Raw genomic sequence first — 15,346 nt, forward strand, 5'->3', positions numbered from 1 at the left:
TTGTCTGCTCCTATTTCCAGGTTTCCGGAGTAATCTCCGCGTTGTTGTCACTATCAGCCAGCCAGATATGGCCATCCTGAATGGTTGCACTCAGGTCCATATTGCGCTCAGCCATAGCCGCCAATTGCTCAGTGGCATCAGCGGCTAAATGGTAGACGGTAAGGTTATCAAAGCGCTCCAATTGGCTGGCCTGTTTCTGCCACCAGATTGGTGCTGCACGGCGCCCGTAACTGTATACGATAACGCGCTTCGAGCGGTTGCAGGCTTTGCGAATTCGTTCCTCAGTGGGAAGCCCCACTTCAATCCAGAGATCGATTTCCCCGCTCAAGTTCTTTTGCCACAGATCCGCTTCCTCATCGGAGGACAATCCCCGGGTAAACTCGAGCGTTTCCGCCGCATTGTGTGCAAAAGCCAGTAGGCGCACCATCATACGCTCATCTGTTTCCGAGGGATGTCGCGCCAAAGTGAGCGGATGTTCGGCGTAATAATCCCTGTCCATATCGGATATCTGGACTTTGGCCTTAAATATTGTTGCTTTTAACGCCATTTTGGCTCCATGGTGATGCCTTCTCCAGCGCCGGGAGTCAGGCGGACTATTCTTGATGGGTTCACGTGAGAATAAGGATATTCCGCATGACCTCTGCGCTCCCCAGCGGCTGGCCCTTTTGGCAGAGCTCACTGCTACTGCTGCTGGCAACCACCCTCAGCGGCTGTGGTGTCAACAATATCCCAACCTACGACGAGCAGGTTAAAGCCACCTGGGCCCAGGTTCAAAACCAATACCAGCGCCGTGCCGATCTGATTCCCAATCTGGTGCAAACCGTAAAAGCTTACGCATCCCACGAACGGGAAACCCTACAAGCCGTCACTGAGGCTAGGGCCAAAGTCAGCTCTCTCCAGGTTGACGGCAACCTTCTCAATGACCCAGCCAAGCTGCAACAGTTCGAAGCAGCACAAGGCCAGTTAACCAGCGCGCTATCCCGCCTTATGTTGGTGGTAGAGCGATACCCCGACCTCAAAGCCAACCAGAACTTCCTCACACTGCAATCTCAGTTAGAGGGCACCGAAAACCGCATCAGTGTCGCGCGCCGGGATTATATCCAGGCTGTAGAGCGCTACAACCGCGAGATTCGCACTTTTCCAGGAAGAATCTGGCATGCCGTGCTCTACAGGGATATGCCGCTTCGAGAAACTTTCGAAGCCACCAATGAAGATGCCGATAAGGCACCTGAGGTTAAGGAGTCTCTGAATAACTCCATGATACCTCTGGCATGCAGAGCGGTTCACAATCAAGGCGCGGCTTCGCAGGAATGTCTAGACCTTTCAAGAAGTCGTAACGCGGAGTGTGAATCGCTCTGCAAGCCCCGAAGGGCGGGCCTTGAAGGCCACAGCTGCTGTGTTGCAGCTCTTGCAAAGGGCTACGGCCATTCGCGGCGAGCTGCGCCTAACATCTGCAGCCTTCAAGACCCGCAGAGGTATTACGGAGTTATTTAGAGGCTCCTCAACTTCCAATAGACAGGCGCCATCGACCCCAAAATGAACCGCCCCAGTCTTGCCATAACCACCCTGATCGCTCTGGTCTGTGCCTTAGCAGCCTGGGCCGATGTACAGTTTCCAGCGCTTTCCGGCCGGGTAGTAGATCAGGGAGAGTTGTTAAAGGCCGATGAGAGATACCAACTTACTGAGTTGATACAGCAGTATGAGCGCGACAGCGACAATCAGCTGGTTGTCGCCACCATCCCCGAGCTTCAGGGCATCACTATAGAGGAGTATGCCAACCAACTGGCACGCAAGTGGAAGCTAGGAAAAAAAGATAAGGACAATGGAGTGCTTTTCCTGATTGCGCCCAATGATAGAAAGGTCCGTATCGAAGTAGGTTACGGCCTGGAAGGAGCCCTAACCGATGCACTGGCGGCAAATATTATCCAAACCAAAGTACTGCCAGAGTTTCGCAATGGCGATTTTAGCGGCGGAATCAATGCAGGAGTTCGATCAATTATCGCCGCGACAAAAAATGAATATGTCGCTGAACCCGTAGAAACCAAAGAGGGACGCCGAATTGCTGTACTGGTCGGCGTATTCCTTCTGCTGGTCATGCTACACCTCTTCGGCAGTGCCGCACTGGGTTCACCTGTACAGAGCCGCATTTTTAAGCGGGGGCGCTACGGCGGCTACTATGGTGGAGGTGGATTTGGCGGAGGTCTATCCGGCGGCAGCTCTGGGGGCGGGTTTAGCGGGGGCGGCGGAGGTTTTGGCGGAGGGGGCGCATCGGGAGGATGGTAATGCTCACCAATACTTATCAACGCCAGGTAGCAGAGGCAATCAAGGAAGTAGAGTCCCGCACCGACGCTGAAGTCATGGCTGTGGTCGCCAAGGAAGCCGACAACTACCTTTATATCTCTACTCTATGGGCCGCATTCCTAACACTGTTAGTCTCCCCTCTGATCGAATTCCTGCCGTTCTGGATCAACCTCCAACAGGCGGTGATGCTTCAGTGGATTTTATTTATTGTCCTGGCAGTAATATTCCGCTGGCGCCCCATCACCATGCGCCTGGTACCAAAGAAAATAAAATTCTGGCGAGCTTCAAATTTAGCCCGCAGGCAATTTCTGGAGCAGGATTTACACGCAACCAAGGACCGACTCGGGCTACTGATATTTGTTTCAGAAGCCGAACACTATGTAGAAATACTGGCCGACAGAGGCATTGCCCAACACATCACCAATGACAACTGGCAGAGAGTAGTTGAAAATTTTGTGCAACAAATCAAGCGGGGAAAAGCTGGAGAGGCATTACTGGCATGTATTGAGCAATGCGGAGATCTACTTCACGAAGCGATACCCACCAGCACCATTAAAGATGAACTGCCGAATCATCTAGTCGTCATCAATTAAATCCCCGTATCCCCCAAAACTGGCAACACCAACTTATTCAAGTTTCAAAACGAAACTCCACGCCATACCAACCTACCCTCATATTGTGACTTGAATCATCAACTAAGCTGCCTAAAGGCATAAAACCCATAAGTAAACTCTGTACAAGAAGATGATTCCGACTAAAACCCTATTGCAGCTTTTCAGTATTACTCTTCTGTTACTGGCATCTGGATTCAGTGCCGCTCTCTGGTCTCAAGAACTACAAAAGAAAAATACGACTTCGACAATCGGGGACGGTAACTTCCCGGGCACTCGTATAGCCTCCCCTCGCCCAAAGCAAGCCACGACCCGCTTCCTGCCAGCATTGGGTAACAGTGATAAATTAACATTTCATGTCGAGCATCAGTGCAGCAACCACATTGGCGATCTCGACGCCCTCAGAATGGAATGGGCCATCAGTAACCGGCAAGTGAATTTTCCGACTTGGGACCCCAGCAGTACCAAGCCGGAGTCCGAAAAGTTACCAGCTGCCCCCACTGAGGTTGTATTCGTACCTACTATTTATGGCGGAAAAGTAATTTATACAAAGCTGACTGGGAAAATCTATATGGAAGTCAATATAGCCTTCGGTACTGATCTTGAAGTACCAGACTAAATTAACCCCCTTCAAAAACGAATAATGCGCAACTGATCAACTCTGCTCAAGCAACACATGACTCCCAAAGCGAAATTTTATTTATCATTCAACAAAATACTTATCAGCCTGGCCCTGATATTATTCAACAGTACATTATCAACAACCAGCAAGGCTGATTTCATCAGTTTAAGTGGCGCTGAGACCGCCAACAATATTGCGGAGATCGATATACAAAAAAATATCCTAAACATTAGATTCGAGATATCAGCAAGCGATGCCAAACTATTTTGGCCAGGAATTGATGATACACCAGACATTTATCGACTGGCACAATCGGCAAAAACCCAACAATCTTTCGACTTTCAAGTACTCTCTGGAAATAAGAGCATTAAGCCCAAACTCATCTCAATTCGAGTAGCCCAGAGAAAACCTAGAATTTCCCCTTTTGCTGGGCAAACCGATCCCCGCACCGGCATAAAAATGCCGGATTTCCCGACAGATAAAAAGATTCTTTTAACTCAGCTGAAATATCCAATCGGTGGACTTTCAGTCCTGCAACTAACCCCCCATCGGTAGTGATAAGCTGGCATCCGTGACAATTGGCTTTACCAGTCGCCACGGGCAAACACCTATCAGCGGCTTTCACTACCTATCCCAAGCTGAACCACTCATTATCGACTGGAAAGACCCATGGAATACACATTTTAAGAACACCAATATTAGTCGGCATAATCGCTACCCTCTAATGTCTTTCCTCTACGTAGAGCCCCGCCAGATACGTCATGAGATACTCGTTCGCACCAAGGACTTACTGGAGTGGACTAATCACCCTTTCGATGCCTGGCAACCATTAACACCAGAAAGTAAGGCCTTCCTGCACCACACGGTACGCAGCTATCTAAATAATAAAAATCCAACTTCTATTGATCAGTCGCCCTCACAGCCGAATAGCATTGAGACTGTTTTTCTCCGCGCAAATAACAGCGGGTACTCACAGATTTCAGAGAATGACACTATTGAAATGGGCTCAGTGATGATTGGCTACCGGGAAAAATTTTCCATCGATGCACTGCCTCAGAGTGTTACCGTAGACTGGAATCTATTTACCGATACGATCAACTCCGTTCCCACCCTAATTCAGGACCCCACAGGCCCATTCCCCACCCATGTAATTCCCTCATTTCCTGATATTCAGTGGCACAACTACCTATACGATTACCGACCTCCAAATAGCGATCCACTTGTAATAGAAACCCCCAGCCTGGCGGTCCCTATGGCAATCCTATTTTCATTTCTTATTATTACGATAATTGTATTGACGCTATCCACAAAACACTCACTTATAGGCCGCCAGGGTTCAACTATTCTCTATACCGCCATAATAATCTCAGCTGGCGCTTTGTACCTCAATCTTCCAGAAGAATACCTAGTAAACCTCCCGGGAACCGCTAAAAAACGGGACTTGGGCCAAGTAACAGAACAGCTACTGTTAAAAGTTGCAGCCGCATTTAAAGAGCCTCTACCGATCAATCTGGAATTAAAGCTAAAAAACCTGATTACCAAGGAAGGATTCGAAAGTACCTATTCAAATCTGGCACAAATTTATCGCCCCCAAACAACAAGTGGTGGCTTGGGATCAATCAGTACTATTACAAACCTTAAAGTCGAGTACTCCAGCCAAATTAACCTGAATGGCAACAAAGGATTCCGGTTGATTACAAGTTGGCAGGCGGTAGTAGAGGACCGAAGCTGGGGACACTTTGAACAAAGACCGCAAGAGACCCGGGCCAATATCGCAATTATCCAGTCTGATAACCACTGGAAAATCGCTGGATTTACTCCCCTATCCGTACGGTAAGAATAAAATAGAGAAATAGCTAGAGCCATGAAAAACAGCACACTCAAGTTGCCCGCGATGATTGTTCTATATCTCCTCATATCCAGCATCAGCGGGCAAGCACAAGCGCATTTCCTTCTCAACCTCAATGTACGGATTTTCCATATAGAGCACACAGCCAGTGGTGCCAACCTATATATGAGAGTGCCTATGCCCTATTTACTGGCAGATAAAACAGGACTGGGGCGCGACCCCTATACAGGCAAACTCCCACAACCCGCCCCATATACCAAAAACTCCTTGGATCAAGGTGACTTGGTCCACTATGTTGACTTTCAACAGCTGGAGCTAGCGCCTCTAGGACTCGGTAATATTGCAGAGAGCGCCACTTTTCTCCGCAATACTGACATGCAAATAAAAGGCGATGTAAAAGCCGTGCGCTTGTATCGGATAGGAAGTGAACCGGACTTTGCAACGCTGGAGGAGGCACAGCAGGCATTTTTAAAGCAATATTTACCTGAAGATACCAATCAAAGGTTGTATGTGGGTGACACCTTGGTTGATATTCAGATCTACTACCCTCTGGAAGCTCCCCTTGGGGAATATCAACTATCCAGCTCTCTTAACCCAGGCCTCCCCAACCAGGAAGACACCGCCAACATGGTACTGGATTACAATCCAGGTAGGACCCAGGTCTTTCGCTCACGCGGTCTTATGCAAGAGCCACTACTGATTACCCACTCCTCAATAGACGCTGTGAAGACTTTTCTGGCGGAGGGCATCGCCCATATCCTGAAGGGGCTGGACCACGTGTTGTTTGTACTCTGCCTAAGCCTCGGTGCACTCAGCCTACCCCTACTCTTGTGGCGCGCTACCGGCTTTACCATCGGTCACAGTATCACCCTCTCAGCCGGATTCTTTGGCTTTGTTCCCACAGTCAGCTGGTTCGTACCTATGGTAGAAACCGGTATCGCCCTATCCATAATCTATATGGCCTGGATATCACTACACAGGGAAGACACTAAGATCACAGGCAGCGAAAGTACAATTTTTATCGGCACCTGCATGCTCGGCCTACTCCACGGCCTGGGTTTTTCATTTGTATTACATGAAATACTCCAAGTTGACTCCCCGAATATCTGGCAAAGCCTCTTGGCCTTCAACCTGGGGGTAGAAGCCGGGCAAGTACTCATAATTCTTGCCATATGGCCCCTTGCCTATTTAGCCAGGCTGTGGAAAAAGGAATGGGAAATCCGGATACGTTATTCTGTTGCTGGACTCTGCAGCGCAATTGCTTTTATTTGGACATTAGATAGAGGATATGAGCTTGTTTCGGCAATTTCCTGAACAGAAGAATGAGTTTCCTCTCTGGCTATTACACCCGAGATACTAAAAAGGGAGAAGGAAATAATACACTGCTCTCGAGACCCTATGAGGCATGGATGCCGATTAGGAGCTTACAGGGATGTATTCACAGCGTGTCTCGAGTGCGGTGTATTCTTTCCTTACACCCCAGTAGTAATACACCTAAAACTGATTTGTATTCCCAAGTTCCAGAGACAAAACTCACTCCAAAATTAACCTCCCTGCCACTACACACGTAATAGTGAGTAAAAATACAAAGCACAATAAATCAGGATGTTAAATAATTTAAGATCCAAACCCCTTGGGATGCCGCTTCCCTGCGTCACCTATTACTTCCCAAGAAGCCTTTGAGTCAACCCATAAATGATGAACCACTTTTAGATTCTCGTTACCATCCACCAAGCTTCCTGCAGGAATGTAAGTATTTAAAGAATCATTCTCTCCGGGCAGAGTCGAACCGCAAGTAGCGCAAAAATTTGTATGCCAATCATGCCCGGGCTTAGACCAATACTTAAGGTTCTCCTTACCTTTAATCCAACTAAACTTCTCGGTAGGCACAATAGCTACAGTAATAGCGCCACTCCCTGTGGAGCGACGACAGATTGAACAGTGGCACATATATAAATCTGTGAGGGATTCTTGTATCTCATAAGCTATCTCTCCACAATTGCATTCACCTTTAGTCAAAAAGACACTCCTTTTTTAATAATAGAAAGATACAAAGCCCACATATCTGAGACATCTATATCACCTTGTATAGATTTTAACCGATCATGGAGCCCCAAAAGAGCATCTATTCGCACTGAACAATCCCTCCAGCTAATTTTAACTCCGGTATTAGCTATCTGTTCTACAACAAATGTCTCAGGCTGAACTTCCACTCCAAATAGATAAAAGGTTATCAGAAAGAACAGGTTTTCATGGCGCGCATATCTTTTTGCGTTTTCTATTTGCACAAACCTTTATCTAAGGACCCTCTGATCAACGAAGCATTTTTCTAGAATTAAGCTGAACTGCTTGAAAAATTCACTTTATTACGCTCAAGCGCGTAATTTTCGCGTAATAGTCCCCTAGTTTTTCATCTGAAACCCTAAATAGGCGGGTTTCAGGCGAACCACCCCTAGGTGGCCAAGTATTTTCTCCCTATTAGTAAGTTAGTAAAGCCTGCTAGCAAGCACAGCCGCTCAGTATTCTTTAACAGTCCCCGATAGCGGACCTTGTCATAACCAAATACCCGTTTAATGTAGCGAAAGGGGTGTTCAACCTTCGCTCTTATCTGTGCCTTGATCTTTTCCGCCTTACGGAGTGCATCACGCCCTGGAAGAGTTTTTAGCTTGCTCGGCTTCATTGCTATGTACCAATCCACCTCCCGCTCCTTCAACTCTTCACGCTTCTCCGCACCAATGTACCCAGAGTCACCCCAGACTCTTCCTTCCTCCCCATGGAGGACTCGCTCTGTGGTTGTGACATCATGCGAATTCGCTGCTGTTGTATCTACGCTATGTATTACTCCGAGCACATCATCAACCCCGATATGCATCTTCATTCCAAAGTGCCACTGATTGCCTTTCTTTGTTTGATGCATTTCTGGATCACGTTCTTTCTTTTTATTCTTAGTTGAAGTTGGCGCAGAGATAATAGTGGCATCTACAATCGTGCCTTCACGCAGTACCATGCCATTCTCAGCAAGATGCTTGTTGATTTCATCAAAAAGCGCTGCACCAAGCTGATTGAGCTCCAATAAGTGGCGAAAGTTAAGAATCGTTGTTTCATCGGGAATTGGGCCGCTCAAAGTCAATCCAGCAAAACTACGCATGGATTCAATTTCATACAGTGCATCCTCCATAGCGGGATCACTGAGATTGTAAAATAGCTGCATGCAATGAATACGGAGCATGACACTCAATGGATATGGCTGTCGGCCACGTTTGCCTTGTGGATAGCAAGGAGTGATCTGAGCTTCTAGTCGCTGCCATGGGATAAGGGCTTCCATTTGAGAAAGAAACTTCTCTCGGCGAGTTATACGGCGCTTTAGCTTATATTCTGCTTCGGCAAAGGTGACTTGGTGCATGATTCATCGTAGTCTTGATGGGTAGGTGAATATTACCAAATTGGCTCAGAATTATTCAGAGGTTCCCTAACCTGATTTCTCTCAACATTGATTCAAGTTTTCGGTAGCAAGTGGCTAATAGAGGCTGAGTTGAGCAATATATAAAAGTGAGCGCCAGCACACTTAGTGTGGTACTCACTTTCTTACTTGGTGAAAGGATTCTATACAACTTAACAGGTTGCTGCGGGATCAACCGGGGCTTCATGTATCGTGAAGACCGGAAATATCATTAAAGAATTTAAATTTAGCAAAATAATGATAGATACAGAGAACTAGGCGTAGCTTAGTGTAAATTTTATTTAGGTCTAAGGGCCTCAATAAACTTCGCATCTACCCACATTATTTCAAAATTCGGTGGAGTACAACGCCGACAGTAGAAAAGGTATTTTCCATCGGGCGTTACATATCCACCACCATCTTCCCCCTCTGTATTGATCTTGTCACCGAAGTTAATAGCTGCGCCCCATGAGCCATCTTGTTGACGAAAACTGATGTACATATCGCTATCACCAAATCCACCCTCTCTTTCACTATCCCAGATAATATAGGACTCATCAGGGGCAATAAACGGATGAGCAGTCCACTTGCCTGTATTTATCTGCTCTCCAAAAGGTTTTGGCGCTTCACGCTTACCATCTAACAGACGCGAATAGCGAAGAATACCATCTCCATTTGAACCTACTTCATCAAATACAAACGTTCCTTTTGCAGAAGCCGTAAGGCGCATGATACGAAAGTCTTCAAATAGTGGCCCCAGGCTTTTAGGATCTGACCAACCATTATCTGTGCGCTCTCTATATCGATTTCTAGAATACATTGTTTGACCATCAGGTGAGATAGAACCACCCCAGGCCACTTCCGATTCATACCAACGATTACCGTCAAGCTTGAATGCAACTTTCGAAGACTCGCCACTTTGGTGATATCTTCTTGTAACGTAGTACTCCTGCATATCAGGCGTGAAGTAACCACCCCAATCCCGATACTCTTTCGAGGGATTAGGAGCAAACAACTTTGGAGTTAACCCAGGAGGTTTCTGTCCAAGATAGGGTCCTTCAAGAGCTGTCGGTGTATCCTGACTATAACTGTTAACACTCAAAATTAGGAGTGAGAGTAGAGCAATTGAAATACAAAGGTGCCTCATGACATATCCTTGCTTAAACATGAAGTAATAAGCAACCAATGTATCTATTCAGGCTTTATAACACCTGACGTCCATATGAATTTTGTCTGATTCTTGTGAGAAGAGGTGTGATCTGCCGACTATTTGTATGAAATATACACAAAAGCGACTTTATAGCGAAGGTTCAGACCTCCCTTTTGCCCTCCATATATACTGACCTTGCGGCTCATTTAGTATTGCCAATCCACACTGAGCACTCAGTTACAGAGAGAGTTATCGGGACACGACGATCTTAAATTTATAGATACACCCTCAGATATCCACCTATTCGCTGTAAGTAAATCCACAAGTCTGTCCAAAAGAATAGATGATGATGGAAACTATGGAGTAACGAGCACTATTTTCTAATATCAATCGAATGATCAATTTTTATTCTGCGGGATTAAGAATGAGCGATACTTTAGTCCCAATGGCTGCTGCATTTTCTACCAGATAGACATCAATCTGGTAGAAAGTGCAGCTCAATTAGATACATTGCCTGAAATACACTTACTTAGATCTCTACCGATTGAAGTTAAAGTATCGTCAAGTGTATTGGTTGTCGTTAGGAAGTCATAACTAACATAGATTGATATGTTCTAGGCTAAATACATCTAGCACCAAGTCCCTTAACAGCTTTCAACCAGGAACCCTGTTGATTCTTATCAGACATAATCATTGAACCAAATAAATTAACCTCTGCTTTCGAGAAGCCGCAGTATTGAAGAGTAAATCGATCAAGCTGCTCTAATACTGGCTTTGCTTGTTCTTCTAAATATTCTGTAGGGGCATCCATTGTCAAAATTATTCTTGATGTTTTGCCTTTAAGAAGCTGTATCGGTTCTGCACTACCACTCTCAAATTTAAAGGTAGTTCCGGGAAGAAAAGATCGATCAATCAAGCCTTTTAGCTTTCCTGGCAATCCGCCCCACCAAATAGGCGACACCACAACAATATGCTGTGCCCATTTAAGAGCCTCTTGAAATTCAGATAGACAATCCTCCAATACTTGATAATCATCGTACCCAAACTCTAAATTCGAATTGAAGTCCATTTCCGACAGGTTATATCGCCGAACATTAGCCTGTCTCTTTGCTTCAGACTCATAGACATCGCTCAACTGCTTAACAAAACTGTTCTTCTTTGGATTGCCATTTAAAAGTAGGATATTTTTCATCTCGTCATACTATTGCTTAAAGACATGATGAAAAGTCTACCGTCTCCCCTTAAGGGGAGGGTCAAGGCTTTTATGACAGGAATCTATAGACGCAATACATTGATCAACCTTCTCAGCTTTATTAGAAAGTGATTCCAATTCAGCCTCAATTTTTCTTTTTACTTTCTTCAGAAAAACGCTGATTCGAGCCCAATCAACCTCTCCATTATGGTACCGAATAACATCCTTCAACTCAGCCAAAGTCACCCCAAGTACTTTGGCTTCTGAGATCAAAGTAAGAATTTCAACATCTTCTGCCGTATAGACTCTATATCTGCCCTGCCTTTTAGGAACGGCAATAAGGCCTTTTTCCTCATAAAATCTTATCGCTTTTACAGTGAGATTCGTTCTTCTTGACACCTCTCCTATAAACATACAGACCTCCTACCTATGCTCAATTTCCCGTTGAGATTACAGCCTATGAAAAATATTCATCACATGAAAGGAGCCTTCCATGAGTTTGGGACCTTCGCAGCTCTTACGGGTACCTAGTAGAAACCCATAAGAGCCGGGACTCACTTCTTACATTCTCATGCTTTCGGCACAAACATTACGTTGGAGAACGTAAATACGCAATACCGCAAATTAAGAAGAAAAGGTCCTCTAATTTCCTGTAATAAATTCAGACGGGGAACCTAACTACGTAAATAAACTACTACTAATGGCAGTAACACCTCTATGCCGCCTCATACGCATCTGGCAAGTATGGCTAGTATCTGGACTACCTCTTACTTGATTTTCAATGGTCAGTGAGAATGTCTATTCAGAGAAACCTTAGAGACTGGTTGATTTTAATTAGAGGTACTCTACTGTATACCAAAAAGCTCTAGCTAAGTAAGTCTGGAGTTGTACCGCTCGCTTTAAGCATGTGGCCTATCCCCATGTCTTTTTGTTTCAGGTTAACAAATAGCTTTGAAGTAAAAACACCAAAGGGCATTTGAGCTACACCTGTCTCTGTACCGGTCGGCGTAACAATGGCATAACTAGGTGTTTTATAAGGCTTAGCCTTTTTACCTTTGGCTTGATTAATGATAACGCTCGCTAAGATGCCTCCTTGAACATTTGCTATATAGCCGTGCTTATTTTCATCCAGAGTAGAGCAATCACCTATCGCATAAAGGTTAGAATAACCCCTAACCCGCATATATTCGTCCACTTTAATTAATCTCATCTTATCTAACACACCGGGTAATTCTGTTTTTAGAAACTCGGTATTTGGCGACATACCTACACATTCATAAATCAAGTCTGCCTTGAAAGTTTCTTGAGTATTCATAGAACGGTAAATTGCACCTTCTTTAACTAACCGGGTATTGAGATGTACGCTAACCCCCTTAGCCGTAAGCTGTTCTAGCGCCTTGTTCTGAGCTTTAGGCTTAAGATGGCCAAGTAGTACATCTTTAGAATGGACTAACGTCACGGTTTTATGGGGATAAGCGCTGCTAATTTCCCCGGCCAGCTCCACACCCACGGTACTGCCTCCTACAATCAAAACTGACTGAGATTTCGCCAGTATTTTTTGCTCATTCCGCATTTCTTGCTCACGCTCGGAAATCGTATAAGCTGATGTGGATTTAGCTATCGGCAAGGTTGGGTAACGACTGCCTGTCGCGATAACTGCCTGCTTAAAGTGGATCTCTAATCCATTTGATGACCTTGCTATCCGGTCATCCATGGAAACCACATCTGCTTGAACAAAATCGCTCTGAATAAAGTCACGATAATATTTACGTGGATTAGCAGTCAGTAAGTTAGGCGCTATCGCATTACGTAATGTGGCAAAGGTCACTTCAAAATGGTCCTTTCGGTCAACCAATACCACCTGCATACCCTGCTTAGCTAACTTTTGGGCCACAGAAACACCAGCAAAGCCTCCACCAACGATTAACACGTCTGTCCGTTTGATCATAACTCGCCTCAATATCGTTCAACTGTTCGGATAAAGCGCGACCGCTCGCAATGCCTCACGAACAGGTCACTTCTTGATAGGGAGATAAGGATAAAGTTAGACTTAAGCTAATGATATTAACTATAATCTAACCTCTTGTTAGCTTTTGACTAACGAGGCTGTAGAAAAACAGTTTTAGAAAAAGCTGTCATTCCTCAGGTTCCTCCAAACAAAAATTTCGGTCTAAATTTAGCGATACCACTAAATTTCTTTCATTGTATTAAATTTAGGCGCCTTGATGCCCCTAATTTATACTCAATCAATGGATACTGCCATATCTCATCAACTTTTCTATATTATGTACCAAGCAGAACATCTGCCATTGTCCCTGAACCTTACTTTTTCCTCGTAGCGAGAAGCGATTCAATCGCTTGTTGGTACCAATGTTCCCGAACACTGGCTCGACAACAGACATTCGATGTCCATAAATGGTCTTGCCTTCGATACTATCAACCCGCTTTTTCATCCAGTCAGTGGCTGTCCGTCCGTTTGTCCAAGTTAGGGATACTTGCCTTCCATGTCCTTTTCGAGAGCTGGCAGATTCCGGGTTTCGCATACACTGATTTTTAAGGCTGCATTCCCTGCAGTCAGTGAGGCGCCCTTCGAACAGTAGTTTTTTCTTACCTTCACTGACATGCTCTTCTTTTAACAAGAGCATCGCTTTTCCTGCAGGACAGATACAGGTTTTCTTTTTCTTGTTGAATGTAAATTCACTAGCTGGGATAGTCTTCTGGACATTAGCCCTACCTTTTTGATTGCGCTTGCCATACTTGGTTTTTTGCTTTGTAAAAGCTTTATCACGTGAACGGAATTTATTGTCAGGTATATAGGCATTGATGCCGCTCTCTCGCAGGTAGCTGTAGTTAGCGTCGTTGGAGAACCCAGTATCAGCAGTAATGATGACCTGTTTGGCCAAGATGTCTTCATCTATTCCTATATGCTGATAATGGCAACTGATGCCATCGAGAATAGGCTTCAATGTATGATGTTCTTGCCCCTCACCAAAGGCCTGTGCTTCAACAACTATCTGATGCTTCCTATCAACTGCGGCAACGCCGTTATAGCCCTGGATGGTTCCCTTGCTGGTAGTCATCTTGGCTGACTCATTGTCTGTGATATTACTTTTTACTTCTTTAGGGTTTTTACCTTGTCCCATCCTGGGGGAGTGATTCTTTAAGAACTGATCAATTTTATCAAAGTGTTTCTGAAGAGTATCCGCCGCTTTAGCTACCGCTTGTTTTCGCTCTTTTTCATTAGGCTTCCTGCCATCAAGCCTCTTGTGCTCTTTGAGACAATATTTGATCTTCTTGAGAATTTTTTCCTGCTTCTGTTCTAGTTCTTTAAAAGTTCCCGAATGTTCTTTGCTGGCATTGGATGGCATCTTGCATCCATCTATTGCGAAAAGTTCGTTGCCAAGCAGCCCCTGCTGATCGCAGACCAGTAACACTTGCTCAAACACCGACTCAATCGCATCAGGATAACTGCTTACGAAACTCGCAATACTAGTAAAATGTGGAACGGTATCGCATGACAGTGCTTTGAAGAGGATATTGTTCTCACATTGCCATTGAATTTCACGGCTTGAGGTAATGCCTTTTGAGTAAGCAAACAATATGATTTTCAGGAGGATAGCTGGATCATAAGCGGTTCGCCCGCCGCTATCATTTTGATATTTTTTATGGAAGACAGAGAGGTCGATATGGTCATCAATCAGATGATGAAGTGTAAACTCAAAGGTTTCAGGTTGTAGTTGCTCTTCGAAATTGATGATTACCATTGCATCTTGGTTGTAATCGTAACGTTTGAAATTGGGCATATGGATAATCTCGACATCAAGACCTCCATTTTAACAAAAAAGCTACCTTTTAAGAGTTTTTCTACAGCCTGAACAGGTTGATTCAGCTGATATCGGGTGATGATACCGCGCAGGTATGAAGTAAAAAGGTGTATGCAGACTCCCAGCTTCTGCAGGCAGAAGAAAAACAAGTAGCTGGTTTACGTTACTCATTCAAAATGATCAGCGGTGTTGATGCTGTCCAGTTTGCAAGCACTGGCAAATGGTATCAAGTGCAGATTACTCATGTTGTCAGCACAACAGAAAAGATGCTTCACAAAAGAAAGCCAGTTAATGGCTATTTTCAGTTTAAGATCCTCAAATATGCTGCATCAGAAACTTACCTATATTTTCTCTAAGC

16 protein-coding genes and 1 pseudogene are annotated in these 15,346 nt (G+C 45.0%); 8 read left to right on the forward strand and 9 right to left on the reverse strand.

What is annotated here, in order from left to right:
* Positions 1 to 10: 10 nt before the first annotated feature.
* A complete protein-coding gene (locus tag QT397_19730; protein ID WNZ55082.1) occupies positions 11 to 547 on the reverse strand; it encodes a YaeQ family protein in 537 nt (178 codons plus the stop codon).
* An 86-nt stretch (positions 548 to 633) separates the two neighbouring features.
* Here QT397_19730 and QT397_19735 point away from each other — a divergent pair, with 86 nt between their 5' ends.
* From QT397_19735 to QT397_19765, 7 genes are all read left to right on the forward strand, one after another.
* The gene (locus QT397_19735) at positions 634 to 1,494 is read left to right on the forward strand and encodes a LemA family protein (protein ID WNZ55083.1); all 861 of its coding nucleotides are present in this window, start codon (positions 634 to 636) and stop codon (positions 1,492 to 1,494) included.
* Positions 1,495 to 1,536: 42 nt separating this feature from the next.
* Positions 1,537 to 2,283: a TPM domain-containing protein gene (locus QT397_19740; GenBank protein WNZ55084.1), complete on the forward strand. Its 747-nt coding sequence runs from the start codon at positions 1,537 to 1,539 to the stop codon at positions 2,281 to 2,283.
* A complete protein-coding gene (locus tag QT397_19745; protein WNZ55085.1) occupies positions 2,283 to 2,894 on the forward strand; it encodes a TPM domain-containing protein in 612 nt (203 codons plus the stop codon). Before QT397_19740 ends, QT397_19745 begins: the two co-directional genes overlap by 1 nt.
* A gap of 151 nt (positions 2,895 to 3,045) precedes the next feature.
* On the forward strand, positions 3,046 to 3,531 hold the full coding sequence (locus QT397_19750; GenBank protein ID WNZ55086.1) for a hypothetical protein: 486 nt from the start codon (positions 3,046 to 3,048) through the stop codon (positions 3,529 to 3,531).
* A gap of 57 nt (positions 3,532 to 3,588) precedes the next feature.
* The gene (locus tag QT397_19755) at positions 3,589 to 4,089 is read left to right on the forward strand and encodes a hypothetical protein (protein ID WNZ55087.1); all 501 of its coding nucleotides are present in this window, start codon (positions 3,589 to 3,591) and stop codon (positions 4,087 to 4,089) included.
* Positions 4,090 to 4,105: 16 nt separating this feature from the next.
* Complete coding sequence (locus QT397_19760) at positions 4,106 to 5,371, forward strand: hypothetical protein (GenBank protein ID WNZ55088.1); 1,266 nt, start codon at positions 4,106 to 4,108, stop codon at positions 5,369 to 5,371.
* A 27-nt stretch (positions 5,372 to 5,398) separates the two neighbouring features.
* Positions 5,399 to 6,697: a HupE/UreJ family protein gene (locus tag QT397_19765; protein WNZ55089.1), complete on the forward strand. Its 1,299-nt coding sequence runs from the start codon at positions 5,399 to 5,401 to the stop codon at positions 6,695 to 6,697.
* A gap of 303 nt (positions 6,698 to 7,000) precedes the next feature.
* On the opposite strand, the gene QT397_19770 is transcribed toward QT397_19765, so the two are convergent.
* The 8 genes and pseudogenes from QT397_19770 to QT397_19805 form a co-directional block, all read right to left on the reverse strand.
* Positions 7,001 to 7,402, reverse strand: a complete 402-nt coding sequence (locus QT397_19770; protein ID WNZ55090.1) for a GFA family protein — start codon at positions 7,400 to 7,402, stop codon at positions 7,001 to 7,003.
* Entirely contained in the window at positions 7,399 to 7,671 is a 273-nt protein-coding gene (locus tag QT397_19775; protein ID WNZ55091.1) for a hypothetical protein, read from the reverse strand. The genes QT397_19770 and QT397_19775 overlap by 4 nt, the downstream gene beginning before the upstream one ends.
* A gap of 114 nt (positions 7,672 to 7,785) precedes the next feature.
* Positions 7,786 to 8,786: pseudogene (locus QT397_19780) on the reverse strand (IS5 family transposase).
* Positions 8,787 to 9,120: 334 nt separating this feature from the next.
* Complete coding sequence (locus tag QT397_19785; GenBank protein WNZ55092.1) at positions 9,121 to 9,990, reverse strand: hypothetical protein; 870 nt, start codon at positions 9,988 to 9,990, stop codon at positions 9,121 to 9,123.
* Between the two features lie 601 nt (positions 9,991 to 10,591).
* The gene (locus QT397_19790; protein ID WNZ55093.1) at positions 10,592 to 11,164 is read right to left on the reverse strand and encodes an NAD(P)H-dependent oxidoreductase; all 573 of its coding nucleotides are present in this window, start codon (positions 11,162 to 11,164) and stop codon (positions 10,592 to 10,594) included.
* Positions 11,165 to 11,200: 36 nt separating this feature from the next.
* Positions 11,201 to 11,578, reverse strand: coding sequence for a MerR family transcriptional regulator (locus QT397_19795; GenBank protein ID WNZ55094.1), 378 nt, complete (start codon positions 11,576 to 11,578; stop codon positions 11,201 to 11,203).
* A gap of 451 nt (positions 11,579 to 12,029) precedes the next feature.
* Positions 12,030 to 13,112 (reverse strand): FAD-dependent oxidoreductase, encoded by a 1,083-nt coding sequence (locus tag QT397_19800; GenBank protein ID WNZ55095.1) that lies wholly within the window; start codon positions 13,110 to 13,112, stop codon positions 12,030 to 12,032.
* Positions 13,113 to 13,410: 298 nt separating this feature from the next.
* Positions 13,411 to 14,967, reverse strand: a complete 1,557-nt coding sequence (locus QT397_19805) for a transposase (GenBank protein WNZ55096.1) — start codon at positions 14,965 to 14,967, stop codon at positions 13,411 to 13,413.
* A gap of 128 nt (positions 14,968 to 15,095) precedes the next feature.
* Here QT397_19805 and QT397_19810 point away from each other — a divergent pair, with 128 nt between their 5' ends.
* The gene (locus QT397_19810; GenBank protein WNZ55097.1) at positions 15,096 to 15,344 is read left to right on the forward strand and encodes a hypothetical protein; all 249 of its coding nucleotides are present in this window, start codon (positions 15,096 to 15,098) and stop codon (positions 15,342 to 15,344) included.
* Positions 15,345 to 15,346: the final 2 nt, after the last annotated feature.

Source organism: Microbulbifer sp. MKSA007 (genome assembly GCA_032615215.1).
Lineage (GTDB): Bacteria > Pseudomonadota > Gammaproteobacteria > Pseudomonadales > Cellvibrionaceae > Microbulbifer.